At 60.7% G+C, this 24772-nt stretch carries 25 protein-coding genes; 10 read left to right on the top strand and 15 right to left on the bottom strand.

All coding sequences use genetic code 11. From position 1 onward, the window contains the following. The first annotated feature begins 116 nt into the window (after positions 1–116). Complete coding sequence (gene serA / locus K0H48_RS26210) at positions 117–1346, top strand: phosphoglycerate dehydrogenase (protein ID WP_065902258.1); 1230 nt, start codon at positions 117–119, stop codon at positions 1344–1346. Positions 1347–1410: 64 nt separating this feature from the next. On the opposite strand, the gene K0H48_RS26215 is transcribed toward serA, so the two are convergent. Beyond that, a complete protein-coding gene (locus tag K0H48_RS26215; RefSeq protein ID WP_017139512.1) occupies positions 1411–1851 on the bottom strand; it encodes a DUF4399 domain-containing protein in 441 nt (146 codons plus the stop codon). 134 nt (positions 1852–1985) lie between these two features. Here K0H48_RS26215 and K0H48_RS26220 point away from each other — a divergent pair, with 134 nt between their 5' ends. Then, positions 1986–2480 (top strand): transporter substrate-binding domain-containing protein, encoded by a 495-nt coding sequence (locus K0H48_RS26220; protein WP_219269903.1) that lies wholly within the window; start codon positions 1986–1988, stop codon positions 2478–2480. A 101-nt stretch (positions 2481–2581) separates the two neighbouring features. Here the strand turns inward: K0H48_RS26220 and K0H48_RS26225 are convergent, their stop codons facing one another. Next, on the bottom strand, positions 2582–3067 hold the full coding sequence (locus K0H48_RS26225; RefSeq protein WP_219269904.1) for a DUF523 domain-containing protein: 486 nt from the start codon (positions 3065–3067) through the stop codon (positions 2582–2584). A 2-nt stretch (positions 3068–3069) separates the two neighbouring features. Next, complete coding sequence (locus tag K0H48_RS26230) at positions 3070–3702, bottom strand: 2OG-Fe(II) oxygenase (protein ID WP_219337613.1); 633 nt, start codon at positions 3700–3702, stop codon at positions 3070–3072. A gap of 131 nt (positions 3703–3833) precedes the next feature. On the opposite strand from K0H48_RS26230, the gene K0H48_RS26235 reads away from it, so the two are divergent. Next, positions 3834–4586 carry a DUF2059 domain-containing protein gene (locus K0H48_RS26235; protein WP_099488399.1) on the top strand — a complete coding sequence of 251 codons (753 nt, stop codon included), beginning with the start codon at positions 3834–3836 and terminating at the stop codon, positions 4584–4586. A 103-nt stretch (positions 4587–4689) separates the two neighbouring features. Here K0H48_RS26235 and K0H48_RS26240 read toward each other — a convergent pair whose 3' ends face one another. Beyond that, positions 4690–5631 (bottom strand): alpha/beta hydrolase, encoded by a 942-nt coding sequence (locus tag K0H48_RS26240; protein ID WP_219337614.1) that lies wholly within the window; start codon positions 5629–5631, stop codon positions 4690–4692. Between the two features lie 99 nt (positions 5632–5730). Between K0H48_RS26240 and K0H48_RS26245 the strand changes: the two genes are divergently transcribed. From K0H48_RS26245 to K0H48_RS26260, 4 genes are all read left to right on the top strand, one after another. Continuing rightward, positions 5731–6309 (top strand): DUF6436 domain-containing protein, encoded by a 579-nt coding sequence (locus K0H48_RS26245; RefSeq protein WP_219269906.1) that lies wholly within the window; start codon positions 5731–5733, stop codon positions 6307–6309. 94 nt (positions 6310–6403) lie between these two features. Then, on the top strand, positions 6404–6760 hold the full coding sequence (locus tag K0H48_RS26250; protein ID WP_026013873.1) for an EamA family transporter: 357 nt from the start codon (positions 6404–6406) through the stop codon (positions 6758–6760). Beyond that, positions 6760–7173, top strand: a complete 414-nt coding sequence (locus K0H48_RS26255; protein ID WP_219269908.1) for a multidrug efflux SMR transporter — start codon at positions 6760–6762, stop codon at positions 7171–7173. The genes K0H48_RS26250 and K0H48_RS26255 overlap by 1 nt, the downstream gene beginning before the upstream one ends. Further along, a complete protein-coding gene (locus tag K0H48_RS26260) occupies positions 7170–8387 on the top strand; it encodes a DegT/DnrJ/EryC1/StrS family aminotransferase (protein ID WP_219269910.1) in 1218 nt (405 codons plus the stop codon). Before K0H48_RS26255 ends, K0H48_RS26260 begins: the two co-directional genes overlap by 4 nt. Here K0H48_RS26260 and K0H48_RS26265 read toward each other — a convergent pair. Then, entirely contained in the window at positions 8365–9243 is an 879-nt protein-coding gene (locus K0H48_RS26265) for a hypothetical protein (protein ID WP_219269912.1), read from the bottom strand. The two genes, K0H48_RS26260 and K0H48_RS26265, sit on opposite strands and share 23 nt — an antisense overlap. Beyond that, entirely contained in the window at positions 9240–10346 is a 1107-nt protein-coding gene (locus K0H48_RS26270) for a GNAT family N-acetyltransferase (RefSeq protein ID WP_219269914.1), read from the bottom strand. Before K0H48_RS26270 ends, K0H48_RS26265 begins: the two co-directional genes overlap by 4 nt. A gap of 158 nt (positions 10347–10504) precedes the next feature. On the opposite strand from K0H48_RS26270, the gene K0H48_RS26275 reads away from it, so the two are divergent. Then, positions 10505–12859, top strand: coding sequence for a penicillin acylase family protein (locus K0H48_RS26275; RefSeq protein WP_219269916.1), 2355 nt, complete (start codon positions 10505–10507; stop codon positions 12857–12859). Between the two features lie 107 nt (positions 12860–12966). Here K0H48_RS26275 and K0H48_RS26280 read toward each other — a convergent pair whose 3' ends face one another. Beyond that, a complete protein-coding gene (locus K0H48_RS26280) occupies positions 12967–13875 on the bottom strand; it encodes an AraC family transcriptional regulator (protein WP_219269918.1) in 909 nt (302 codons plus the stop codon). A 99-nt stretch (positions 13876–13974) separates the two neighbouring features. Here K0H48_RS26280 and K0H48_RS26285 point away from each other — a divergent pair, with 99 nt between their 5' ends. Next, positions 13975–14328: a carboxymuconolactone decarboxylase family protein gene (locus K0H48_RS26285; RefSeq protein WP_219269920.1), complete on the top strand. Its 354-nt coding sequence runs from the start codon at positions 13975–13977 to the stop codon at positions 14326–14328. Here the strand turns inward: K0H48_RS26285 and K0H48_RS26290 are convergent. Further along, a complete protein-coding gene (locus tag K0H48_RS26290) occupies positions 14306–15271 on the bottom strand; it encodes a GlxA family transcriptional regulator (protein WP_219269922.1) in 966 nt (321 codons plus the stop codon). The genes K0H48_RS26285 and K0H48_RS26290 overlap by 23 nt on opposite strands. 287 nt (positions 15272–15558) lie before the next feature. Here K0H48_RS26290 and K0H48_RS26295 point away from each other — a divergent pair, with 287 nt between their 5' ends. Next, complete coding sequence (locus K0H48_RS26295) at positions 15559–16200, top strand: HD domain-containing protein (RefSeq protein WP_219269924.1); 642 nt, start codon at positions 15559–15561, stop codon at positions 16198–16200. Positions 16201–16325: 125 nt separating this feature from the next. Here K0H48_RS26295 and K0H48_RS26300 read toward each other — a convergent pair whose 3' ends face one another. The 7 genes from K0H48_RS26300 to K0H48_RS26330 all read right to left on the bottom strand — a co-directional run bounded on the left by K0H48_RS26300 (position 16326) and on the right by K0H48_RS26330 (position 24739). Continuing rightward, positions 16326–17210, bottom strand: coding sequence for an ABC transporter permease subunit (locus K0H48_RS26300; protein WP_034101352.1), 885 nt, complete (start codon positions 17208–17210; stop codon positions 16326–16328). Next, positions 17207–18127 carry an ABC transporter permease subunit gene (locus K0H48_RS26305; protein WP_219269926.1) on the bottom strand — a complete coding sequence of 307 codons (921 nt, stop codon included), beginning with the start codon at positions 18125–18127 and terminating at the stop codon, positions 17207–17209. The genes K0H48_RS26300 and K0H48_RS26305 overlap by 4 nt, the downstream gene beginning before the upstream one ends. Continuing rightward, a complete protein-coding gene (locus tag K0H48_RS26310; RefSeq protein ID WP_003195240.1) occupies positions 18124–19266 on the bottom strand; it encodes an ABC transporter ATP-binding protein in 1143 nt (380 codons plus the stop codon). The genes K0H48_RS26305 and K0H48_RS26310 overlap by 4 nt, the downstream gene beginning before the upstream one ends. Before the next feature lie 65 nt (positions 19267–19331). Continuing rightward, on the bottom strand, positions 19332–20426 hold the full coding sequence (locus K0H48_RS26315) for a polyamine ABC transporter substrate-binding protein (RefSeq protein WP_065931821.1): 1095 nt from the start codon (positions 20424–20426) through the stop codon (positions 19332–19334). 241 nt (positions 20427–20667) lie between these two features. Further along, a complete protein-coding gene (locus K0H48_RS26320; RefSeq protein WP_307877385.1) occupies positions 20668–21762 on the bottom strand; it encodes a polyamine ABC transporter substrate-binding protein in 1095 nt (364 codons plus the stop codon). A 195-nt stretch (positions 21763–21957) separates the two neighbouring features. Then, positions 21958–23322, bottom strand: a complete 1365-nt coding sequence (locus K0H48_RS26325; protein WP_219269930.1) for an aspartate aminotransferase family protein — start codon at positions 23320–23322, stop codon at positions 21958–21960. A gap of 58 nt (positions 23323–23380) precedes the next feature. After that, positions 23381–24739, bottom strand: coding sequence for a glutamine synthetase family protein (locus tag K0H48_RS26330; RefSeq protein WP_017139534.1), 1359 nt, complete (start codon positions 24737–24739; stop codon positions 23381–23383). Positions 24740–24772: the final 33 nt, after the last annotated feature.

Below are 24772 nucleotides of genomic sequence, written 5' to 3' on the forward strand. Positions count from 1 at the left end.
CCGCCCCCGCAGGACAGAGCCCAAGGGCGTTCTGCGGTGACGGCTTTCCTGCCGTCCGGGTCAGCTTGCGCTGCTCGATTCCCTGCCATTTTTCTCCGGGATACAGGTTTACGCAGATGAGCAAGACTTCTCTCGATAAGAGCAAGATCAAGTTCCTTCTTCTGGAAGGCGTCCACCCATCGGCTGTCGACGTACTGAAAGCCGCTGGGTACTCCAGCATTGAGTACATCACCAGTTCTCTGCCGGAAGCCCAGTTAAAGGAAAAGATCGCCGACGCGCACTTTATCGGCATTCGCTCCCGCACTCAGCTGACCGAAGAGATCTTCGACCACGCCAAGAAACTCGTGGCTGTCGGCTGTTTCTGCATCGGCACCAATCAGGTCGACCTCAACGCTGCGCGCGAACGCGGTATCGCGGTGTTCAACGCACCGTACTCCAACACCCGCTCCGTAGCTGAGCTGGTATTGGCCGAGGCGATCCTGTTGCTGCGCGGCATTCCTGAGAAAAACGCTTCCTGCCACCGTGGCGGCTGGATCAAAAGCGCGGCCAACTCCTTCGAAATCCGTGGCAAGAAGCTGGGTATCGTCGGTTACGGCTCGATCGGCACGCAGTTGTCGGTGTTGGCCGAAGGCTTGGGCATGCAGGTGTTCTTCTACGACACATTGACCAAGCTGCCATTGGGCAACGCCACCCAAGTGGCGAGCCTGACCGAGCTGCTGGGCATGTCCGACATCGTGACCCTGCACGTACCGGAAACCGCTGAGACCCAGTGGATGATCGGCGAGAAGGAAATCCGCGCCATCAAGAAGGGCGGCATTCTGATCAACGCGGCACGCGGCACTGTGGTTGAGCTGGACGCCCTGGCCGACGCGATCAAGGACAAGCACCTGATCGGCGCCGCTATCGACGTGTTCCCGGTAGAGCCACGCTCTAACGACGACATCTTCGAAAGCCCGCTGCGTGGCCTGGACAACGTGATCCTGACTCCACACATCGGCGGTTCCACCGCTGAAGCCCAAGCCAACATCGGCCTGGAAGTGTCGGAAAAGCTGGTCAAGTACAGCGACAACGGTACCTCGGTGTCTTCGGTCAACTTCCCGGAAGTGGCGTTGCCGGCTCACCCTGGCAAGCACCGTCTGCTGCACATCCACCAGAACATCCCTGGCGTGATGATGGAGATCAACAAGGTCTTCGCAGAAAACGGCATCAACATCTCCGGTCAGTTCCTGCAGACCAACGAGAAAGTCGGCTACGTGGTAATCGACGTCGACGCCGAGTACTCGGACCTGGCGCAAGAGAAGCTGCAGCACATCAACGGCACCATTCGTAGCCGCGTGTTGTTCTAACGCTTTCCACGCTGCACAAAAAAGGGAGCCTTTCGGGGCTCCCTTTTTTTTGTCTGAACAAATCTTACTTGACGTTAACCGTGATGACTTTCGAGGCTACAGTCGGGTTGAACTGCATGTGCAGTTTGTCGCCGGCTACCAGTTGCAAGGTGTGCTTGCCTGGGGTGAGGGTCAGCTCGGTTTCGGTCTGGGCCTTGCCGTAGTGGATCACGGTGTCGGTGGCCGGGATCGGCACGCTGGCGTCCGGCAGTTCTTTCTGGTCGATCAGCAGGTGGTGGTGGCCGGTGCCTGGGTCCTGGCTGGTCGCCGGGGCCAGTTTCAGACCTTCCATGCCGAACTTCACAGTGAAGGTTTTATCGACGGTGGCGCCGTCTTTTGGCGACACGATAAAGACTTTGGCGCCTTCCGGTGGCGCGCTGCGCGGGATACCGTCAGCGGCCGTTGCCAACATCGAAGCACCCAGCAAGAGGCTGGCCAGGGTAGCACGAGACAAAAGGGCTTTCATTCGCTTCTCCAGTTTTACGGTGAAATCTGTAGGTTTATGACAACTTCGCGACAAATTGCTGTCCAAGGCACTCAACACCATAGCAAAGCGATGCTCAATGGCGCCTCGCACGCATACATTCTTTAGGAGCGACCATGCGCTTTGTGCCTGGCCTTGTACTTTTACTGCCCCTGTTGAGCCCACTGGCTCACGCCGAACTAGTCGATGACGTGTTTGATCGCGGCGAACTGCGCATCGCCCTGGAGGCCAACACCCCGCCGTACAACTTCAAGGACGGTGACAAGCTAACCGGTTTTGAAGTGGAACTGGGTGAGCAATTGGCCAAGGAAATGGAAGTTCGCCCCTCGTTCATCACCGTCGATGACGCCGACCTGCTGCCGGGTGTGGAAAGCGGCAAGTTCGACGTGGCCATCAACCATATCGCTATGACTGCCGCGCTGCAGGATCGGTTCGATTTCAGTGACGTCTATAAGCAAACACCTGAGCTGGCCATTCCATTCCAAAAGGGCAACCCGGCATTCAAAAGCAGCCTGGACAATGCATTACAGCGCGTGAAGGCCGATGGGCGCTTGAAGGCGCTGACGCAGAAGTGGTTTGAGGGCGACACGCCGGTCGTAAAGGCACCCTAGATCAACTGTGGGAGCGGGCTTGTGTGGGAGCTGGCTTGCCTGCGATGGCGGCGTGCCAGTCGACACCGCTATCGCAGGCAAGCCAGCTCCCACATTTTGATCTAGGCAAGGCTTGAGAGATGCAGTGCCGCCTCAGGCAACTCCAGTTCACTGAACACCCGCACGCCATGGCGCTTGAGCAGCGCCGCCGTCACGCCTTCGCCGTTGACCTTCACGCCGCTGAAGGTGCCGTCGTAGGTCAGCAGGTTACCGCAGGACGGGCTATTGGCCTTGAGGATGGCGATGCGGATGTTATGCCGCTGCGCCAACGCCAGTGCCTGGCGGGCGCCGTCGAGGAAGGCGGCACTGAAGTCTTCACCCTCGGCCGTCAGCACTTGTGCACGCCCTTCCCACACATCAATGCCCTGGCCGCCAGGGATTTCGGCGGAGGGTCGCGGGGTCGGCAAACCGCCTGACACTTCCGGGCAGATCGCAACCACACGGCCTTCGGCCTGCCAGGCCGCCAATTGATCGAAGGGGCCGCTGGCTCCACCGTCGTAGCGCACCTTGTGCCCGAGCAGGCAGCGACTGATCAGAATCTTTTGCATGGTTAAAACGGCTCGTTACCGCGTCGGCGAAACCAACCGGTCAGGGACAGGCGTTCGCGCGTGGCGGGCAGGACTTCGTGGGGCACCTCCCCCGACAGGAACACCACCAGGCTACCGCCGGTGGGCAGCACATCGTATTCCACGCCGCCCTTGAGGTACATGCGCAACTGGCCGCCATGCTCAGGCAACCAGGCGTCATTCAAATAGACCACCGCCGAGACCATGCGCCGGTCATCGTCGCGAAAACGGTCCAGGTGCTTGAGGTAAAACGCCCCTGGCGGGTACATCGCGAAGTGGCTTTCGAAATCTTCCAGGCCCAGGAACAGGCTGCGGTTCATGGCCAGGCGCAGGCTGTCCATCACGCTCATGTAGGTCTCGCAAACGGCGGCGTCGCCCTCCTCCAGCCACTGGATATGGTCACCGCGAATGCCCTCGCGTATCTCCTGCGCAGGTCCGCGTCCTACAGCCGCCGGGGCCAATTCACCCTCAGCCGCACGTTTACGGCACTCAGCCGCCAAGTCCAGGGTCAGAGCCTGGGGCAGGAAGCCGTTCTGCTGCGACCAGCCTTTTTCGGCCAGGTCGTCGACGATGCGTTGCAGCAGCGGGTGTTCGAGGGATATTTGCATGGCGCGCATAGTATCCATACGCCTATGAATCCGACAGAGCCGCCGAGCGTCTGAACACACTTTAGTCAGGTGACTGATAGGATTTCTCGACAAATCCTACGCCCGACACGGACAATAGTGGCCGACTGACAGGAGTCCCTATGCGTCGTTTGTTTTTTTCCTTGCTGATGTTCTGCGTTTTGCCCGCTTGGGCAGACGGCCATGACCAGTTGTACAAGGTCGCCGGCTGGGCCGAACAACGTGCGCATTTCAATGACGCCCTCAGTGCCGCCCAGCAACGCTACCGCAATAGCCTGCCGCCGGCGGTGTACCAGGCGCTGGTGGATAACAGCAATAAACGCTTCGCCGCCCAGGCCGTGGACCAGCGCGCCGAGGCGCAGTTGCGCAAAAACCTGACGGACCCGAAACCTGCCCTGGCGTTTTTCCAGTCGCCGCTGGGTCGCAAAATCGTCGCCGCCGAACTGCTGGCCACACGCCGCGACCAACTGGCGAAAAATGCCAAGGGCCTGCCGCACATCGAAGCCGATGCCACCCGCAGCCTGATCATCGGCCACTTGGCTCAGGCGCTGCCGGCCCGTGAAGCCGGCGCGGAAGTCAGCCTGGCGATTGCCGGCGTAGCAGCCGACAGCTTGAGCCAGATGATTCCCGGCCTGTTGGGCGGCGGTCAGGCGCAAGGCATGTTGAACGGCCAACGTGAGCGGCTGATGCAGCAGATCGGTAACGACTTGAATAACACGCTGCTGTACGTCTATCGAGACTTGTCCGACCCGGAGCTGGAGGAATTCGCCACGTTTGCGGAGTCGCCGGACGGTCGGGCGTATTACAAGGCGGCGCTGGCGGCGATTCGTGCAGGGTTAGCGGTAGGCCAAAGCACTTCAAGCCTGACGCAATAAGTAATGTGGAAACAGGCTTGTGTGGGAGCTGGCTTGCCTGCGATGGCGGCGTATCAGTTAACACCGCTATCGCAGGCAAGCCAGCTCCCACATTTGAACGGTGTTACTTCAGATGGTCCGTCAGGAATTTGAAGTACTCATCGCGCATCTCCGCAATCTCATTGGCCAAGTGATGCCTTCCACGCGGCAGCATCAACACCTGCGGCTGGTCGAACTTGCCCCGCAGCACCTGCAAGTTGTGCTGCCAGTCCACCGTCATGTCTTCTTCCCCCTGCACAATCACCGGCCGCCGTGGGCTGCGCGGTGCCGCTTCGATGCGTTTGATCCAACGCGCCAGCGCCCCGACCCAGGCGGTCGGCAGTTGGCGCGGCTGTAGCGGGTCGGCTTCCAGGAAGGGTTTGAACTTGGGATCGTGGGTGTTCTCGCTGAACCGCCGCGCAATGCCTTTGACGAACGGGCGCAGCAGGTAATAGCTGACCTGCGACCAACCCCATGCACGCGGCCGTACCAGGGGCGAGAGCAGGAAGGTCTTGCCCTGGGCCGGGCTGTCGGCACCGTGGTTGAGCAGATGGTCCACCACCACCGCGCCGCCGGTGCTTTGCCCGAACAGGTTCCACGGTTGCGGCAGTTGCAGGGCTTTGGCCTGGGCGAACAACGCCTGCACCACGTTCTGATACACCGCAAAATCGTCGATGCTGGCGCGTGCGCCACTGGAAAGGCCATGGCCCGGCAAGTCGCAGGCGATCACCACAAAACCTTGATCCAGCGCCCAGTCCACCACATGCCGGTACAGGCCCATATGGTCGTAGAAGCCGTGGTACATGAACATCGTCGCCACCGGCGCAGGCGGCCACCAGACTTGCGCCACCACCTGGAAGCCATCTACCTCAAAGCGCCCCAGACGGCTCACCGCAGGCACTTTGCGCGCCGCCAGGTCCAGCCCATAGAAACGCTGGTAGACCCGCGCCTCGGCGCTGAGCGGTTGCGCATCCACCAGTGGCCGCAAGCTCTCGCGCAGATGATCGGGGTCAAAACTCACAGGCATAAAGGCTTCCAGACTGACGGTGAAGATGAATATCGAGCTGCGATATTCATCTGTCAGGGCAAGCATGGCAAGCTACGCGACCTTCGAGGATAGTTCCGAATGCGACAACCCTACCGCTCTGCCTTGTTTGCCGGCCTGCTGTTGGTCATCTGCGCCGGTGTGCTGTGGGCGGCTTATGACTGGTTCCAGAGCCGCTATTTGCGCGCATTCAGCGAACACACTGCGGTGTTTTCCGGTGATGCCCTGCGCCTGCCCGCCGAACTGGCAGGCCCAGGCCCGATTCGCCTGGTGCACTTCTGGGACCCGGCCTGCCCCTGCAACGTCGGCAACCAGCAGCACCTGGGCGAGCTGATCGAGCAATACGCGCCCCAAGGCGTCGAGTTCTACGCCCTGCAAAAGGCCGGCAGCCACGGCCAACTGCCCGACAATTTGCGCAAGATGAAACCGCTCAATGCCCTGTTCGGCGCCGACCAGGTGCCGGCGACGCCGGCTGTCGGCATCTGGGATCGCAGCGGCAAACTCGCGTACTTCGGGCCGTACAGCGAAGGGCTGACGTGCAATTCGAGCAACAGTTTTATCGAGCCTATCCTCAAAGCCCTGAAGGCCGGGCGCGACGTCGATGCCACCCACACCCTGGCGGTGGGTTGCTATTGCCAGTGGAGCAAGGCGTCAAACTGAACGCTGGCTGTTCGACCGGCAAACTCCGATAACCTGGCCGGCAGGCTCCTGTATTGTAAGCGTCCAGTGACATTGCAAGCAGACACGAGACTCCATGAGCCAGTTAACCATCATCCTCTGGATGCTCAACGTTATCGTCGATACCTCCGGCCAACTGGCGTTCAAAGCCGCCGCCTCGGCCAGCGCCGAGCATGACGGCCTCGCCCACTGGAAGCACATGCTCAAGCGCCCGTGGATCTGGCTTGGGGTGATCTGTTATGTCTTCGAATTCGTGTTGTGGCTGGCGTTTCTCACGCTGGTGCCGTTATCGGTCGGCGTGATGCTGGGCTCGATCAACATCGTGGTGATCATGATTGCCGGGCGTTTCCTGTTCAAGGAAAGCCTGAGCAAATGGCGGTTGATCGGCATCATGCTGATCGCCTGTGGCGTGACCGTCGTAGGGTTTGAATGATGAAACGTTTTTACATCCTGGGTTTTCTCGCGCTGATCATTTTCGACACCTTGGCGCAGGTCAGCTTCAAATTCGCCTCGGTGCATGCCGAACCGCTGACCATGGACGTCGCGTGGCTGGTCCGCGTGTTTGGCGCGCCGTGGATCTACGGCGCCTTTGTCGGTTATATCGGCGCCTTTTTCACCTGGATGACCTTGCTCAAATACGCCCCGGTAGGCCCGGCATTTGCGGCCTCGCACCTGGAGCTGATCAGCGTCACGCTGATCTCGGTCTGGCTGTTCGATGACACCCTAACCTGGCCGAAAATCATCGGCGGCGCACTGATCATCGCGGGCATCCTGTGCCTGGCGCGCAGTGAAGACAAAGAGAGCAAAACCGTCGAGGCCGAACCTTCGCAGCCACTGGTGTCATGAACAAAGAAATCCCGCCCACCGCCGGCCTGCCCTTGCGCGGGCGGGATTTGCTCAGCTTATCGGGCGACCTTGCCCAGTCGCTGGCCCGCCAGTTTTCAATTCCATTGCCTGCACTGCCCTGCTCCGGCACCGCCGCGCTGATCATCGCCCTGCGTGTGTTGCAGCAGCGCATGCCCGGCCGCACTCGGCTGATTGTGCCGGCGTACACCTGCCCGCTGGTGGCCTTGGCGGCGCATTACTGCCCGCCGTTGCGGGTGGTGCCCTGTGATTTGCAGCCCGCCAGCATTGACCTCGACGAGCAACACCTCCAGCAGCTGTGCGACGACAGCACCCTGGCCGTGGTGGTCACCCACCTGGCCGGGCGCGTGGCGGATGTAGACGCCGCCAAGCGTATTGCCGAATCAGTCGGCGCCGTGGTGATCGAAGACGCCGCCCAAGCCCTGGGCGCCCTCGACGATGGCCGCAGCGTCGGGCTTAAAGGTGATGTGGGGTTTTTCAGCCTGGCGCTGGGCAAAGGCCTGACCACGGCCGAAGGCGGCGTGCTTTTCAGCCGCGACCCGGTGCTGCATCAGGCATTGCACCGCCAATGCGCACAGGACCTGCCCTTCAGCCTGCGCTGGGAGCTGCAACGCAGCGCCGAACTCTGGGGTTACGCGCTGCTTTATCAACCGCGCGGCTTGCACTACGTGTATGGCAAAGCCTTGCGCACGGCGCTGGCACAGGGCGATGAAGTGGGCGCCGTGGGCGATGATTTTTCGGTCAACGATATCCCGCTGCACCGCCTCGGCGGTTATCGGCAGAAGGTCGGCGCCGCCGCACTGGCGCGCTTGCCCGACTACTTGCAGCAAGGCCGTACCCGCGCCTTACGCCGGGCGGCCCGCTTGAATGACTTGCCCGGCGTCGCGGTGATCATGGACCGACTGGGGCAGCAAGGCACCTGGCCGTTTTTGATGGTGCTGATGCCGACCGCACAGGCGCGTGATGCCGCCATGGCGCAACTGTGGACCTCCGGTCTGGGCGTGACGCGCTTGTTTATCCACACCTTGCCGGACTACCCCGCCGTCGCCCCGCTGTTGCAACCGGGCGGCGACATTAGCCAGGCCCAGGCGTTTGCCAGCCGCACCCTGTCTATCAGCAACAGCCATTGGCTGACGGACGAACACTTCGAAAGCGTATTCGCCCAGCTAAAAGTTATTCTCGCCAACCCTGGTTGATACGGGCGACTAGACGGCCATTCAGCTCGTTCTGTTGCGCTTGCCAGATCTGCACCTGCGCCGGCGGCAGTTCTTCCTGGCCATCGGAGGCACTCAACCAGCGTTTGAACTTGCTCTCATAGTGGTAAGCCGACACATCGCCGGTGATGTCCGCACCGAGAATCCGGCCCTGGCAAGCGTCGATCAGGTCGTTCAAATGCTGCTCCAGGAACTCGCCCTGGTCCCAATTGGTGTTGACCACTTCGGGGCTCAGCACGTCTTTGTCGATGGACAGGTAAACCGGCAGCGAACGGTCGAACTGCGCCAGGAACGCACGCATCAGCTCATCGGCGTTGCTGAACATACGGTTGCTGCGCCCGGCGCCGATCCAGTTCATCCAGCGCGTGTCGACGTTGACGTTCCAGTAAGTCAGCTTGCGCTTGAGCAGCGGCGACCAGTGATTCTCCCAGGCATGGCCCAGGCCGATATCCTGGGAACCGATGCCCAACACATGCACATGCTCGACCTGGGGCAAACGGCTGGCCCAGTAAACCCATGAGCCACAATGGATGCCGAACGGGTAGCGCATGTTGTCAGGGTGGTTGTCGCAAATGATCAATTGGAATTTCTGCTGCGTCCGCAGGCGGTTCAACAACAGCTGGCTGAGGTGGTGATAATCGCCGCTGCCGGTGAACACACAGCCGTAATCGCTGGGCATCTGCGCGTGCAGGGCGGTTTCCAGTTCCTTGAACTGCGCCCAGCGGCAACCGAAGCGGATTTTTTCCTGCCAGGCCTGCAGGGGCAAGGTGATCGCGCCGGGAATGTCACTCACGGCACTGTCGAAATCGAGGATCAGCGGCGCGCGGTCCTGGCTCATTCGGGTTTCTCCTGCTGCCACTGCGCATCGCTTTCAAAGTGATGGCGCAAACGCTTGCCGAGCTTGCGCAGCAGCGGGTTGCGGATCCAGACCAAATGGCGGGTGAAGGTAAAGTCGGCGCCGAGGCTGGCCTTGACCTGCGGGTCGGTCCAACCCGCCACGTAAAACTTCAGCCCATTGGACACGGCGTATTCCAGGTTCACAAACCAGCTGACGAAGTACAGGTTGAACTCCAACGCCTGCGGGTAGTTGAGCCCGATGTACTTGTCGAGCAGCTTGTCGCCCTCCACATAGCAGAGGTTGTAGCCGATCAGTTCGTCGCAATGCCAGTAGCAGAACACCCGCCCGTTGCTGGCGGCGTCCTGCAACAAGCTGCGGAAAAACCCCGGGGTCAGCAGGTCGAAATGGATCTCGCTCTGGTCGTACACCGCTTTGTACAGGCCGTACAACTGCGCAAGCCACGCCTCATCGTTGAAGCGCGCATCGCCGGTATCGAGGACTTCTACCTGCAACGCCTCGCGGCTGCGCAGTTTGCGCCGGATGTTGCGCCGACGGCTGTGGGACAAACGCGTCAGGTACTCATCGATGCTGCTGAAGTTAATCGGCACATAGGCCAGCGCCTGACCTTCGAGGCTGATAAAGCCGCGCCGGGTGCAGTCCTCGATCAAGGCTTGGGCGTAGCGGTTATCCGCCTCGCTCAGTAGCGGCGAGTCGCAGGGCACATCCTTGACGACGGTAAGTTTGCGCTGCGGCGCGCACTCTTCTTGCAGCCACTGCGCGAGATCCTGGGGCGACACGTTGCGGGGCAATGGCGAATATTCACTGACCGTAGTGCCGACGAAACAGCTGTCGATATGCAGCCACGAACGCCACAAACCGAACCCCGGCCAGCCGCGCACACGTTCCACAAACGCGTCTTCGGCGGTGGTCAGCAGGTCGAACGGCGTAAAGAAGTACGGCAGGCCCTGGTCGGACAGCCGCGCGTCAAAGCCCACCGGCGGGTGCTGCAAGAAACGGCCGATCAGCACTGGCGCTTCCAGGCAGCACGCGTAGGCAGCCTCGGAGCGGCTGGAGTCTGGGAGAAGTGGCGTGGCGCAAGTCATGGAAAAAAGCTCAAAGATGACCGGCGCAATAGTAGCGTAGTCGACACATTCGCCACTTGAACCTCGGCTGTCGCTGCGGCATATCAGCATTTCCCGCAGTCCTCGCCAAACCGATTAGACTCCGTTGACCTTCAAGGTGACTGACTCAAGGACCGTCCATGAAACGCAGCCTGACCGTGCTCGCTATCCTGATCGCCGCCCTCTTGGCCGGCGCTGGCTGGTATGTCTACAGCAAGCAACCGACCCGCCAGGGCACCGAGACACTGGCCAACCTGCAAGGTGCGGTGACGGTGCGCTATGACGACCGGGGCGTGCCGCACATTCGCGCCGAGAACGAGACCGACCTGTACCGCGCCCTCGGCTATGTACACGCCCAGGACCGGCTGTTCCAGATGGAGATCATGCGGCGCCTGGCCCGTGGCGAGCTGGCCGAGGTGCTGGGGCCGAAGGTGCTGGAGACCGACAAGCTGTTTCGCAGCCTGCGCATTCGCGAGCGCGCCTTGAGTTATGTCGAGCACATGGATCACGACTCGGCAGCCTGGAAGGCCTTGCAAGCCTACCTGGACGGCATCAACCAATATCAGGACAGCCACGCCAGCCCCATGGAGTTTGACGTGCTGGGCATCCCTAAACGACGCTTCACCGCTGAGGACACCATCAGCGTCGCTGGGTACATGGCCTACAGCTTTGCTGCCGCGTTTCGTACCGAGCCGCTGCTGACTTACGTGCGCGACCAACTGGGCAGCGACTACCTGAAAGTCTTCGACCTCGACTGGCAGCCCAAAGGCGCGCTGAACCTGGCCGCCAGCGACTGGAACTCCCTCGGCGCCCTCGCCGCCTTGAGCGACAAGGCCCTGGCCGACAATGGCTTGCCGCAGTTCGAAGGCAGCAACGCCTGGGCCATCAGCGGCAGCCGCACCAAAAGCGGCAAGCCGTTGCTGGCGGGTGACCCGCATATCCGTTTCTCGGTGCCGTCGGTGTGGTACGAGGCGCAGTTGTCGGCGCCGGGCTTTGAGCTGTACGGCTATCACAACGCATTAGTGCCGGTGGCGTTTTTGGGGCACAACCTGGATTTCGGCTGGAGCCTGACCATGTTCCAGAACGATGACCTCGACCTGATCGCCGAAAAGGTCAACCCGGACAACCCCAACCAGGTCTGGTACCACGGCCAATGGGTCAACCTGACCAGCAGCGAACAGCAGATTGCGGTCAAGGGCCATGCGCCAGTGACGCTCACCCTGCGTCAGTCGCCCCACGGCCCGATCATCAATGATGTGCTGGGCGAGAATGCCGGCAGCACGCCGATTGCCATGTGGTGGGCGTTCCTCGACACCGAAGACCCGATTCTCGAAGGCTTCTACGAGCTCAACCGCGCCGACACCCTGGCCAAAGTACGTGCGGCGGCGGCCAAGGTTGCGGCGCCGGGCCTGAATATCGTGTGGGCGAATGCCAAGGGTGATATCGGCTGGTGGGCGGCGGCGCAATTGCCGATCCGCCCGGCTGGCGTGAACCCGGCGTTCATTCTTGACGGCAGCACCGCCCAGGCTGACAAGTTGGGCTTCTACCCGTTCAGCGCCAACCCTCAGGAAGAAAACCCGGCCCGTGGTTATGTGGTGTCGGCCAACGCCCAACCGGCCTCGCCCACTGGCATGGAGATCCCCGGTTACTACAACCTCGCCGACCGTGGCCAGCAGTTGAACACGCAGTTGAGCGACAAAAGCGTGAAGTGGGACGTGAACAACAGCCAGGCCTTGCAATTGGGCACCACCACCGCCTACGGCCCACGCCTGCTGGCGCCGCTGCTGCCGGTGCTGCGTGAAGTGGTCAAGGACCCGGCGCAGTTGAAACTGGTGGAGCAGCTTGCAAGCTGGAAAGGCGACTACCCGCTGGATTCCACCAGTGCCACGCTGTTCAACCAGTTCCTGTTCAACCTCACCGACGCGGCCTTCCACCCGAAACTGGGCGATGCGATGTTCAAAACCCTGATCACCACGCGGGTGATCGACGCCGCACTGCCACGCCTGGCCGCCTCAGCGGATTCGCCGTGGTGGAACGGCAAGCGCGCCGACACGGTAAAACTCGCCTGGGACAACAGCCTCGCGCACCTCAAGGCCACCTTTGGCGATGACCCGTCGCAATGGCAGTGGGGCAAGGCCCACACCCTGACCCATGGCCACCCGCTGGGCATGCAGAAGCCGTTGGACAAGATTTTCAACGTCGGCCCATTCCCGGCGCCCGGCACCCACGAGGTGCCAAATAATCAATCGGCCATGATCGGCCCTGCGCCGTGGCCCGTGACCTATGGCCCTTCGACCCGCCGCCTGATCGACTTTGCCGACCCGGCCCACGCATTGACCATCAACCCCGTGGGGCAAAGCGGGGTGCCGTTTGACTCGCACTATGGCGACCAGGCGGAAACTTACATCGAGGGTGGGTACGAGCAGGCGCATTTCAGTGATGAGGAAGTGACGGCGAATACCCGTGGCACGCTGAAGCTGTTGCCTGCCCGATAGCCGCATGGAACGCGGTCAAAATGTGGGAGCGGGCTTGTGTGGGAGCTGGCTTGCCTGCGATAGCATCAATTCGGTCCATCAGGCAGGCCGAGTTGATGCTATCGCAGTTAGTCTGTGTTCGCCCGCATCCGCCCCGGCGCCTCGCCATAGATTTCCTTGAACTTCTTGCTGAACGCCGCCTGGGACTGGTAACCCACCTGCGCCGCGATATCCAGCAGGCTCAGGCGCGACTGGCGCAGCAGGTTGAACGCCAGCTCCATGCGCAGCTGGGTCAGCAGTACCCACGGCGACACACCCGCGACTTTCACAAACGCGCGCATGAAGGTGGCCCGCGACATGCTGGCTGCCGCCGCCAGGCTGTCGATGGTCCACTCATGGCCGGGCTCGGCCAGCATCGCCTGCCAGGCTTTGCTCAGGCGCTTGTCGGCGAGTAAGGCGAAGGTGCCTGCCACCGGCGCCTGGCGGGCCAGCCAGGTGCGCAGGATCAGGGTGAACAAGGCTTGCGACAGCGCGTCGATAAACGAACGCGCGCCCAGTTGCTGGCCGTCCGCTTCGCTGCGCAACAAGGCAATCAGCGCAGCCAATTGCCCATCGCCCTGCCACTCACGGCTGGACACCACCAGGTAATCCGGCAACGCACTGAGCAACAACGACTGGCGGTTGTAGCGAAAGCTGCCGCAGAGCATGTCCACGTCCGGCTGCTCGCCTCCCAGGCGGTGGATCGGCAACAGGCCACCCTCGATGATGGTCTGCGCCACAGGCTTTACCCGCGCGCCCTGGCTACGCACCAGATGCGTCGCGCCACCGGGCATCAACAGAATGTCGCCCTCCTCCAGCGTCACCTGCTGGCCGCCCGACAACTCGGCATGGCAGGTGCCCGCCAGCACAATGTGATACGGCGCCACGCCCAGCGGCTCAGGCTCGTGGTCCATGGCCCACGCGCCCTGGAACTGGCAGCGCAGGTCCAAGCTGCCACGCAGGTTGGCCAACGCGATCAAGGTGTCGATGGAGTTCATTTGCGAGCATCGGTCAAAAAGGTGAGTGGATCGAACAAAAGCGCCGAACCTGAACCGCGCACACTGGCTTCACACCCAACCCGTTCAGGAGTTACCGCAATGTTCAATAACTGGTCCGACTTGCTGCCTACCGTGAAGAAAGCCTTTGGTGCGCTGGGCAAGAGCAACCCGAAGATGGTCAAAGCCTACATGGCGCTGGGCGAGGCTGCCGAGGAAAACAATGTACTCGACGCCAAGACCCGTGAACTGATTTCCATCGCCGTGGCCATCACCACGCGCTGCGACGGCTGCATCGGTGTGCATGCCGACGCGGCGATCAAGGCCGGTGCGACCCGCGAAGAAGTGGCCGCCACACTCGCCACCGCCATCTCGATGAATGCCGGCGCTGCGTATATCTATTCGCTGCGCGCGCTGGAAGCCTACGACACGCTCACACCGGCGCCGCAAAGTTAAGCCGGAACTGTTGCGGCGTCACGCCCAGCCGGCGGTTGAACACACTGCGCATGTGCTGGGCGTCACGAAAGCCGCATTGGTAGGCCACGGTTTTCAGCGGTGCAGGGCTGCTTTCGAGCAGCACCCGCGCCGCGTCCACCCGCGCCCGCTCGACGAACTCGGCGGGGGTTATGCGCGCTTCACGGGCAAATACCCGGGAAAAATTACGCGCGCTCATATTGGCGGCTTTGGCCAAGTCGGCAATGCCCAAATCCCCGGTCAGGTTCGCCAGCACATACAACTGCACCAACGCCACCGCCGAGGTGCTTTCGGCGTGGGGCGTGAGGAACGGGCTGAACTGCGACTGCCCACCCGCGCGCTGGGTGAACACCACCAGGCGCTTGGCCACGCTCAACGCGACTTCCGGGCCATGGTCCTGGGCCAGCAGGTACAGCGACAGGTCGATGCCCGCCGTGACGCCCGCCGAGGTGTAGATGTTGCCGTCCTGCACGTAGAGGCGGTCGGCATCCACGTGGGCCGAGGGGCACAGGCGCGCCAGGTCAGCGGCGTCGTTCCAGTGCGTGGTGACGGTTTTGCCATCCAGCAACCCGGCGCGCGCCAGCATAAAGGCGCCATTGCAGATCGAGCCGAAGCGCTGTGCGCGGGCGGCGGCACCGCGTAGCCAATCATCGAACTGCGCGCCGAAATCCTCAAAAGGCAACTGCGGCCCGCCAGCGACCAGCAACAGATCATAGGCTTGCAAGGCATCGCAGTAGTGCTTGTGGGCCTGCAATAACAGGCCGTTGGAGGCTGGCAGGGTGCCGTGGCCCAGGCCGATCACTTCAAGCTGATAATGGTCTTCGGGCGGCAGGAAACGGTTGGCCTCGCAGAACACATCCATGGGGCCGGTCACGTCCAGTGACTGGACGCCGGGGAAGATCAGGATGGCGACGGTTTTGCCCATGCTCACAACTACCTTTTTTAACTGAATAAATGCAAAACCCCTGTGGGAGCGGGCTTGCTCGCGAAAGCGGTTGTTCAGTCGACACATGTATTAACTGACATACCGCTTTCGCGAGCAAGCCCGCTCCCACATTTGATCTTCACAGGCCTCAAGAGACTGTTCAGGCTGGCACGATGTGCAACCACATTGGCCGACATCGCACCCTCGCCGCGATAGCCCCTTCGCGGGCGTGCGACCAGACTTCACTCATCGGCGCCACCCCCGGCGCTTTGTTGAGGAGAACAACCATGAGCAACTCCATTGCCGGCATCCAGATCCCGGACAGCGCCCTGGCCAAGGCCACCACCGAATACATCCGCGACGTCGAGTCCGACTTGCTTTACCACCACTCCCGCCGTGTATTCCTGTTCGGCGCGTTGAGCGGTGAGCGCAAGCAACTGGCCTACAACCCCGAACTGCTTTACGTCGGCGCGATGTTCCACGACCTGGGCCTGGTCGAAGGCCATCGCAGTGACAACGAGCGTTTCGAAGTGGACGGCGCCAACGCAGCGGCCGCGTTCCTCAAGCCTTACGGGCTGAGCGATGACGATATCGAACAAGTCTGGTTGTCGATCGCCCTGCACACCACGCCGGGCGTGCCGCAGCATCTGCGCCCGACTGTGGCGTTGGTGACTGCAGGTGTCGAGATGGACGTGCTGGGCATGGACTACGCGGCCTTTTCCAGCGTGCAGCGCGAAGCCGTGGTGCATGCGCATCCACGCGGCGAAGGGTTCAAGGAGTGCATCATCTGCGCGTTTGCCGACGGCCTGCGTCATCGTCCGCAGACCACGTTTGGCAACGTGAAGACCGATGTGCTGGTGGATCAGGAGCCGGGGTTCAAGCCGATGAATTTTGTCGAGGTGATTCGCAAGTCGCCGTGGGCTGCCTGACTAGATCGTTCCAACGCTCTGCGTGGGAATGCAGCCATGGACGCTCCGCGTCCGCTCTTGGAAGCGTGACGCAGAGCGTCACAGGAGGCATTCCCACGCGGAGCGTGGGAACGATCTTTATCGAGTTAGACCGGCGCAGGCGCCCGGCGCTTGTCCGGTTGCTGCCAACCGTCCGCCGCCGCTTCTTCGATGGCTTGTTGAATCGCCTTCTTACGCATCTCTTCGGCCCGACGGCTGAAGAACCACACCAGGAAGGTCACCAGCGACACCGCCAGCAGAATCAAACTGGCCACGGCGTTGATCTCGGGTTTAACCCCAAGGCGCACCGCCGAGAACACTTCCATCGGCAACGTCGTCGAACCCGGGCCCGACACGAAGCTGGCCAGCACCAGGTCGTCCAGCGACAGCGCGAACGACATCATGCCGCCCGCCGCCAGGGACGGCGCGATCATCGGGATGGTGATCAGGAAGAACACCTTCCATGGCCGCGCGCCCAAATCCATCGCCGCTTCCTCGATCGACAGGTCCAGCTCACGCAAGCGCGCCGACACCACCACCGCCACATACGCCGCACAGAAGGTGGTGTGGGCGATCCAGATGGTGACGATGCCACGCTCCTGGGGCCAGCCGATCATCTGCGCCATCGCTACAAACAGCAGCAACAGCGACAGACCGGTGATCACTTCGGGCATCACCAATGGCGCCGTCACCAGGCCGCCGAACAGCGTGCGGCCCTTGAAGTGGCTGATACGGGTCAGCACGAACGCCGCCAGCGTACCCAATGCCACCGCCGCAATGGCGGTGTAGCAGGCAATTTCCAGCGAGCGCGCCACCGAACCCATCAACTGGGTGTTGTCCAGCAGGCCCACGTACCACTTGATCGACCAACCGCCCCACACCGTCACCAGTTTGGATTCGTTGAACGAGTAGATCACCAGGATCAGCATCGGCAGGTAGATGAACAGCAACCCCGCCACCAGCATGAAACTCGAGAAACTGAAGCGCTTCATATCTTGCCCTCCATCTCTTTGGCTTGGCTGCGGTTAAACAGGATGATCGGCACGATCAGGATCGCCAGCATCACCACCGCCAGGGCAGACGCCACCGGCCAGTCACGGTTGTTGAAGAATTCTTGCCACAGCACTTTACCGATCATCAGGGTTTCCGGGCCGCCAAGCAGTTCAGGAATCACGAACTCGCCCACTACCGGAATGAAGACCAGCATGCAGCCGGCGATGATGCCGTTCTTGGACAGCGGCACGGTGATTTTCCAGAAGCTGTTGAAGGTGCTCGAACCCAGGTCGGACGCGGCTTCCAGCAGGCTCTGGTCGTGTTTGACCAGGTTGGCGTACAGCGGCAGGATCATGAACGGCAGGTACGAATAGACCACGCCGATATACACCGCAATGTTGGTGTTGAGGATCTGCAGCGGCTCGTTGATCAGCCCGATGGACATCAGGAAGCCATTGAGCAAGCCGTTGTTGCTGAGGATGCCCATCCACGCATACACGCGGATCAGTATCGCGGTCCAGGTCGGCATCATGATCAGCAGCACCAGCACGGTCTGCATCTCTTTGCGCGCGCTGGCAATGGCGTAGGCCATCGGGTAGCCGATCAGCAGGCACAGCACGGTGCTGAAAAACGCCATCTTCAGCGAGCCCAGGTAGGCGGCGATGTACAACTCATCGTCGCCGAGCATCGCGTAGTTGCCCAGGTTGAGCACCAGTTGCAGCTTTTGCTCAACGAAGGTGTAGATCTCGGTGTAAGGCGGGATCGCCACGTCGGCTTCGGCAAAGCTGATCTTCAGGACGATGAAGAACGGCAGCGCAAAAAACAGGAACAGCCAGAGGAAAGGGATCCCGATGACCACATGCCGGCCACCGGGTGTTATTCGTTGCAGCTGGCGCTTGAGCTTTTTCAGGTTCATGAGCGAAGCACCACGCCGCTGTCGTCTTCCCACCACACGTACACCTGGTCACCCCAGGTTGGGCGCTGGCCACGGCGTTCGGCGTTGGCCACGAAAGACTGCACCAGCTTGCCGCTTGGCAGTTCGACGTAGAACACCGAGTGGCCGCCCAGGTAGGCGATGTCGTGCACCTTGCCGCTGGACCAGTTGTGCTCGCAGGTCGGCATTTCGGTGGTGACCAGCAGTTTTTCCGGGCGAATCGCGTAGGTCACCGACTTGTCTTCCACCGAGGTGGCGATGCCGTAGCCCACGTAGATGTCGCGGTCCAGGTCCGGGCACTTGAGCACCGCGTGGCCTTCGGCGTCGTCCACCACTTGGGTGTCGAAGATGTTCACGTTGCCGATGAACTCGCACACCAGGCGGCTGGTTGGGGTTTCGTAGATGTCGATCGGGCTGCCGATCTGCGCGATCCAGCCCAGGTGCATGATCGCGATGCGCTCGGCCATGGTCATGGCCTCTTCCTGGTCGTGGGTCACCATCACGCAGGTCACGCCTACGCGCTCGATGATTTCCACCAGTTCCAGCTGCATCTGCGAACGCAGTTTTTTGTCCAATGCGCCCATCGGCTCATCGAGCAGCAGCAGTTTCGGGCGCTTGGCCAGGGAACGTGCCAACGCCACACGCTGACGCTGGCCACCGGACAGCTGGTGTGGCTTGCGCTTGGCGTACTGGCTCATCTGCACCAGCTTGAGCATCTCGGCCACGCGGGCGTCGACTTCAGCCTTGGGGATCTTGTCCTGTTGCAGGCCGAAGGCGATGTTCTGCGCCACGGTCATGTGTGGGAACAAGGCGTAGGACTGGAACATCATGTTGATCGGCCGCTCGTAGGGCGGCATGTCGGTGATGTCCACACCGTCGAGGTAGATGCGACCTTCCGTTGGGCGCTCGAAGCCTGCGAGCATGCGCAGCAGGGTGGATTTGCCCGAACCCGATCCGCCGAGCAAGGCGAAGATCTCGCCTTTTTTGATTTCCAGGGACACATCGTCCACGGCAATCGTCTCGTCGAACTTCTTCGTGACCCGGTCGATTTTGACCAACACCTTTTTCGGTGTCTGGTCGCCCTCGAGGGCTTTCTTATAGGCGCCGGAGGCAACTGCCATTTACGAAACTCCCAACAAAATTTGAGGTTCGCCCAAGACGGGCGAAACCTTGGATAGTTTGAGCTTTACTTGCCCGTCTTGACCTTGGTCCAGCTACGGGTCATTAAACGTTGCACTTTCGGGGGTAGCTCGAAGTTGACGAACGTCCGGTCGAGAACCGCCTGCGGTGGGTAAACCGCTGCGTCAGTGCGTATCGATTGCTCCATCAGTTTGTCCGCCCCTGGATTAGGGTTGGCATAACCGACTTGATCACTGACCTGAGCGATCACCTCAGGTTGCAGTAAATAGTTGATGAAGGCGTGGGCCTCTTTGACGTTGGTGGCATCCGCCGGGATCGCCAGTACGTCAAACCACAAATTGCCGCCTTCTTTGGGAATTGTGTAGGCGATGTTCACGCCTTTGCCAGCTTCAGCCGCACGGGCCTTGGCCTGGAACACATCACCGGAGAACCCGGCCGCCACGCAAATGTTGCCGTTGGCCAGGTCCGAGATGTATTTGGAAGAATGGAAGTAGGTCACGTAGGGCCGCACTTTGAGCAGCTTCTCTTCGGCCTTCTTGTAGTCTTCGGGGTTGGTGCTGTTGGGGTTCAGGCCCATGTAGTTGAGCACCGCCGGCAGCATTTCATCCGCCGAGTCCATGAACGAAACGCCACAGGTGGCGAGCTTTTTCATGTTCTCCGGTTCGAACAGCACGGCCCAGGAATCGATATGGTCGACGCCCAGCACTTCTTTGACTTTGTCGACGTTATAACCGATGCCGTTGGTGCCCCACAGGTACGGTACGGCGTACTGGTTACCCGGGTCGTTCTTTTCCAGGCGCTTGAGCAGCACCGGGTCGAGGTTGGAATAGTGAGTCAGCAATGACTTGTCGAGCTTCTGGAACGCCCCGGCCTTGATCTGCTTGCCGAGGAAATGGTTGGACGGCACCACCACGTCGTAACCGGTACGACCGGCGAGCAACTTGCCTTCCAGGGTTTCGTTGGAGTCAAACACGTCATACACGGGCTTGATGCCTGTCGCCTTTTCAAAGTTGGCCAGGGTGTCGGGGCCAATGTAGTCCGACCAGTTATAAATATGCACCGTCGGTGCGGCCTGCACGCTCACAGCCAGCGTGATACCTGCACCCACCAGCATGGCTTTGCGAAATAAAGAAATTGGCAAGTGGAGGTCCTCTTAAATAGTTGGGCCTTAAAGTTGTTGCCCGGCAACAAAACCGGCGCGCAACTTACCCTCGATAAACCGATCCGGCAAAACTTTCTGTCATTTAATTTGTGTGAACGGGCTATGTGGGAGCGGGCTTGCTCGCGAAAGCGGAGTATCAGTTGATACATCCGCTGGCTGACACACCGTCTTCGCGAGCAAGCCCGCTCCCACACAAGCCACTCCCACAGCTTTTTAAGGCTTACTTACCAGACTTGATCTTGGTCCAGCTGCGTGTCATTTCACGCTGGGTTGCAGCCGGCAAGTCAGCAATGGCGTAGAGCTTGGCCTGCACATCGGCTGGCGGGTAGATGCCCGGGTCGCTGGTGATGTCTTTGTCGACCAGTGCGGTAGCCTTCTCGTTACCGTTCGGGAAACGCACGCTGTTGGTGATCGAGGCCATGACTTCCGGCTTGAGCAGGTAGTTCATGAACTTGTAGGCGGCGTCGACGTTTTCGGCATCTTTAGGGATGGCGACCATGTCGAAGAAGCTACCGGCGCCTTCTTTCGGAATGTCGTAGGCAACCTTGACCTTGCCACCGGCTTCAGCCGCGCGAGACTTGGCCTGCTGGATGTCACCCGAGTAACCCACGGCCACGCAGATGTTGCCGTTGGCCAGGTCCGAGATGTACTTGGACGAGTGGAAATAGCCGATCGATGGGCGCAACTTGAGGAACAGGGCCTCGGCTTGCTTGAGGTCTTCTTTCTTCTGGGTGTCGGTCGGCAGGCCCAGGTAATGCAGCGCCACCGGCAGCATTTCGGTTGGCGAATCAAGGAAGCTCACACCACAGCTTTTGAGCTTGGCGATGTTCTCAGGCTTGAGCAGCACGTCCCACGAGTCGATCTTGTCGATACCCAGTGCAGCCTTGACCTTCTCCGGGTTGTAGCCGATACCGATCGAACCCCACATGTACGGGAAAGCGTGCTTGTTGTCCGGGTCGCTGATCGACACGGCTTTGAGCAGGGATTTGTTCAGGTTGTCGTAGTTAGGCAGCTTGGACTTGTCCAGCTCCTGATAGACACCGGCCTTGATCTGCTTGGCGAGGAAGTTGTTCGACGGCACGACGATGTCGTAACCGGACTTGCCTGCCAGCAACTTGGCTTCGAGGGTCTCGTTGCTGTCAAAAACGTCGTACACCACCTTGATGCCCGACTCTTTTTCAAAGTTGGCGATGGTGTCCGGTGCAATGTAGTCGGACCAGTTGTACACGTGCAGGACTTTATCGTCTGCCTGGGCCGCGCCCGCCATTGCGCCCAACAGGGACAAGGCGAGGAGGGTCTTGCCAGCGTTCTTCAAACCTAATGCCTTCATTTGGTGATGCTCCAATTTTTCTTTTTTGGGCCACGTTCTTACAGTGTTGAGCGGCCCGTCTAAAGGGCAACAAAACAGGGCGACAGTCTGGCAAGTTCCGAGGCCGGCTTTCAACCAAAGCCTCATTTATAGCTGCTCAGAATGCAGCGCCCGAAAGCCGCTGCGTTCTGAGCCTAGCACTTAGCCCTGCAATGCCGCCAAAGTCAGGTCCAGGCAATGGCGAGCCTTGGTCACCAGCTCGTCGATTTCCGCGTTGCTGATCACCAGCGAAGGCGAAATGATCATGGTGTCGCCCACGGCACGCATGATCAGGCCATTCTCGAAGCAGAACGTGCGGCAGATCATGCCCACACCCCGGCCTTCGTAACGTTTGCGCGTGGCCTTGTCCTGCACCAGCTCAATCGCCCCGAGCATGCCCACACCGCGAACTTCACCCACCAACGGGTGATCAGCCAGTTCCCTCAGACGCTTTTGCAAATACGGTGCCGCTTCGTCGTGCACACGCTTAATGATTTTTTCATCGCGCAGGATGCGGATGTTTTCCAGGGCCACGGCGGCGGCCACCGGGTGACCGGAATAGGTGAACCCGTGGTTGAAATCGCCGCCTTCATTGAGCACGGCAACCACGTCGTCATGCACGATCAGGCCGCCCATGGGGATGTAACCCGAGGTCAGGCCCTTGGCGATGGTCATCATGTGCGGCTTAAGGTCATAGAAATCGCTGCCGAACCATTCGCCGGTACGGCCGAAACCGCAGATCACTTCGTCGGCGACGAACAGGATGTCGTACTTGGCGAGAATTTCCTTGATGCGCGGCCAGTAGGTCTCAGGCGGCACGATCACGCCACCGGCACCCTGGATCGGCTCGGCAATAAAGGCACCGACGTTGTCCACGCCCAGCTCCAGAATCTTTTCTTCGAGCTGGTTGGCGGCCCAGATCCCGAACTCTTCCGGGCTCATGTCGCCGCCTTCGCCATACCAGTACGGCTGGGCGATGTGGGTGATGCCAGGGATCGGCAAGTCGCCCTGTTCATGCATATAAGTCATGCCGCCCAGGCTGGCGCCGGCCACGGTGGAGCCGTGGTAGCCATTCTTGCGGCTGATGATGGTTTTCTTGTTCGGCTGGCCCTTGATCGCCCAGTAATGGCGGACCATGCGCAGCATGGTGTCGTTGCCTTCGGAGCCGGAACCGGTAAAGAACACGTGGTTCATGCCGGCAGGCGCGACATCAGAAATGACTTTGGCCAACTCCAGCACCGGCGGGTGCGCGGTCTGGAAGAACAGGTTGTAGTACGGCAGTTCTTTCATCTGCTTGGCGGCGGCGTCAGCCAGTTCATCGCGACCGTAACCGATCGCCACGCACCACAGGCCGGCCATGCCGTCGAGGATCTTGTTGCCTTCGCTGTCCCACAGGTAAACGCCGTGGGCTTTGGTGATGATCCGTGGGCCTTTCTCTTTCAATTGCTTGAAGTCGCTGAACGGCGCCAGGTGGTGATCATTGCTCAAGGCTTGCCATTCACGGGTTTGCGGGTTGTTGCTGGACATACCGGTCTCCTAGACTTTTCGGTGAAGGGCGCGCAGGTTGCCCCGCGCGCCCGGCGCATCAGACGGCGAAGAGCAGGAATTCCCGCTCCCACGAACTGATCACGCGCTTGAAGTTTTCATGCTCGGCCCGCTTGACCGCGACGTAGCCTGTGATGAATTTTTGCCCGAGATACTTCTCGATAGTCTTGCTGTTTTCCATGCGTTCCAGGGCGTCTTCGATGGTCAACGGCAGGCGCAGGTTGCGGCGCTCGTAACCACGGCCCACTACGGGTGCGCTGGGGTTATGGCCTTCGACCATGCCGATGTAGCCACACAGTAAGCTGGCGGCAATCGCCAGGTACGGGTTGGCATCGGCGCCCGGCAGGCGGTTTTCGACGCGGCGGTTCTGCGGGCCGGCATCCGGTACGCGCAGGCCGACGGTGCGGTTTTCTTCGCCCCATTCCACGTTGACCGGCGCCGAGGTGTCGGGCAGGAAGCGGCGGAACGAGTTCACGTTGGGGGCAAACAGCGGCAGCAATTCGGGGATGAATTTCTGCAGGCCGCCAATGTGGTTGAGGAACAGCTGGCTCATGGTCCCGTCTTCATTAGAGAAGACGTTCTTGCCGGTGGCGATGTCGATGATGCTCTGGTGCAAGTGCATCGCGCTGCCAGGCTCGCCGGTCATTGGCTTGGCCATAAAGGTGGCCGCCACGTTGTGCTTGAGCGCGGCTTCACGCATGGTGCGCTTGAACACCAGAATCTGGTCGGCCAGGGACAGGGCATCACCGTGACGGAAGTTGATTTCCATCTGCGCCGTGCCGTCCTCGTGAATCAGGGTGTCGAGGTCCAGTTCCTGCAGCTCGCACCAGTCGTAGACGTCTTCGAACAACGGGTCGAATTCGTTGGCGGCTTCTATAGAGAAGGACTGGCGACCGGTCTCCGGGCGACCGGAACGGCCAATCGGCGGTTGCAGCGGGAAGTCCGGGTCTTCGCAGCGCTTGGTCAGGTAGAACTCCATCTCCGGCGCCACGATCGGCTGCCAGCCTCTGTCGGAATAGAGCTTGAGTACCTTTTTGAGCACGTTGCGCGGCGACAGCTCGATAGGGTTGCCTTGCTTGTCGTAGGTGTCGTGGATCACCTGGGCGGTCGGCTCGATGGCCCAAGGCACCAGGAATACCGCGTTCTGGTCGGGGCGGCAGATCATGTCGATGTCGGCCGGGTCGAGCAATTCGTAATAGATGTCGTCTTCGACATAGTCGCCGGTCACGGTCTGTAACAGAACACTCTCGGGCAGGCGCATGCCTTTTTCGGCGATGAACTTGTTGGTCGGCGAGATCTTGCCCCGGGTGATGCCCGTGAGGTCGCCAATCATGCATTCGACTTCTGTGATCTTGTGGTCTTTCAACCAATCGGTGAGCTGGTCGAGGTTGTTACTCATAAATGCCTCTGGGCTGTGTTTCCTGACATCCAT

It is taken from the genome of Pseudomonas sp. Xaverov 259 (assembly GCF_019352915.1).
GTDB lineage: Bacteria > Pseudomonadota > Gammaproteobacteria > Pseudomonadales > Pseudomonadaceae > Aquipseudomonas.

Bases quoted from the DNA above. Each gene is read 5' to 3' on its own strand.
- K0H48_RS26275 (WP_219269916.1), top strand. From the start codon at position 10,505: ATGAAACGCAGCCTGACCGTGCTCGCTATCCTGATCGCCGCCCTCTTG.
- K0H48_RS26265 (WP_219269912.1), bottom strand. From the start codon at position 9,243: ATGAGCCAGGACCGCGCGCCGCTGATCCTCGATTTCGACAGTGCCGTG.
- K0H48_RS26245 (WP_219269906.1), top strand. From the start codon at position 5,731: ATGCGACAACCCTACCGCTCTGCCTTGTTTGCCGGCCTGCTGTTGGTC.
- K0H48_RS26225 (WP_219269904.1), bottom strand. From the start codon at position 3,067: ATGCAAAAGATTCTGATCAGTCGCTGCCTGCTCGGGCACAAGGTGCGC.
- K0H48_RS26260 (WP_219269910.1), top strand. From the start codon at position 7,170: ATGAACAAAGAAATCCCGCCCACCGCCGGCCTGCCCTTGCGCGGGCGG.
- K0H48_RS26220 (WP_219269903.1), top strand. From the start codon at position 1,986: ATGCGCTTTGTGCCTGGCCTTGTACTTTTACTGCCCCTGTTGAGCCCA.
- K0H48_RS26240 (WP_219337614.1), bottom strand. From the start codon at position 5,631: ATGCCTGTGAGTTTTGACCCCGATCATCTGCGCGAGAGCTTGCGGCCA.
- K0H48_RS26300 (WP_034101352.1), bottom strand. From the start codon at position 17,210: ATGAAGCGCTTCAGTTTCTCGAGTTTCATGCTGGTGGCGGGGTTGCTG.
- K0H48_RS26290 (WP_219269922.1), bottom strand. From the start codon at position 15,271: ATGGGCAAAACCGTCGCCATCCTGATCTTCCCCGGCGTCCAGTCACTG.
- K0H48_RS26325 (WP_219269930.1), bottom strand. From the start codon at position 23,322: ATGTCCAGCAACAACCCGCAAACCCGTGAATGGCAAGCCTTGAGCAAT.
- K0H48_RS26215 (WP_017139512.1), bottom strand. From the start codon at position 1,851: ATGAAAGCCCTTTTGTCTCGTGCTACCCTGGCCAGCCTCTTGCTGGGT.
- K0H48_RS26310 (WP_003195240.1), bottom strand. From the start codon at position 19,266: ATGGCAGTTGCCTCCGGCGCCTATAAGAAAGCCCTCGAGGGCGACCAG.
- K0H48_RS26285 (WP_219269920.1), top strand. From the start codon at position 13,975: ATGTTCAATAACTGGTCCGACTTGCTGCCTACCGTGAAGAAAGCCTTT.
- serA (WP_065902258.1), top strand. From the start codon at position 117: ATGAGCAAGACTTCTCTCGATAAGAGCAAGATCAAGTTCCTTCTTCTG.
- K0H48_RS26295 (WP_219269924.1), top strand. From the start codon at position 15,559: ATGAGCAACTCCATTGCCGGCATCCAGATCCCGGACAGCGCCCTGGCC.
- K0H48_RS26280 (WP_219269918.1), bottom strand. From the start codon at position 13,875: ATGAACTCCATCGACACCTTGATCGCGTTGGCCAACCTGCGTGGCAGC.
- K0H48_RS26230 (WP_219337613.1), bottom strand. From the start codon at position 3,702: ATGCGCGCCATGCAAATATCCCTCGAACACCCGCTGCTGCAACGCATC.
- K0H48_RS26255 (WP_219269908.1), top strand. From the start codon at position 6,760: ATGAAACGTTTTTACATCCTGGGTTTTCTCGCGCTGATCATTTTCGAC.
- K0H48_RS26270 (WP_219269914.1), bottom strand. From the start codon at position 10,346: ATGACTTGCGCCACGCCACTTCTCCCAGACTCCAGCCGCTCCGAGGCT.
- K0H48_RS26250 (WP_026013873.1), top strand. From the start codon at position 6,404: ATGAGCCAGTTAACCATCATCCTCTGGATGCTCAACGTTATCGTCGAT.
- K0H48_RS26235 (WP_099488399.1), top strand. From the start codon at position 3,834: ATGCGTCGTTTGTTTTTTTCCTTGCTGATGTTCTGCGTTTTGCCCGCT.
- K0H48_RS26305 (WP_219269926.1), bottom strand. From the start codon at position 18,127: ATGAACCTGAAAAAGCTCAAGCGCCAGCTGCAACGAATAACACCCGGT.
- K0H48_RS26330 (WP_017139534.1), bottom strand. From the start codon at position 24,739: ATGAGTAACAACCTCGACCAGCTCACCGATTGGTTGAAAGACCACAAG.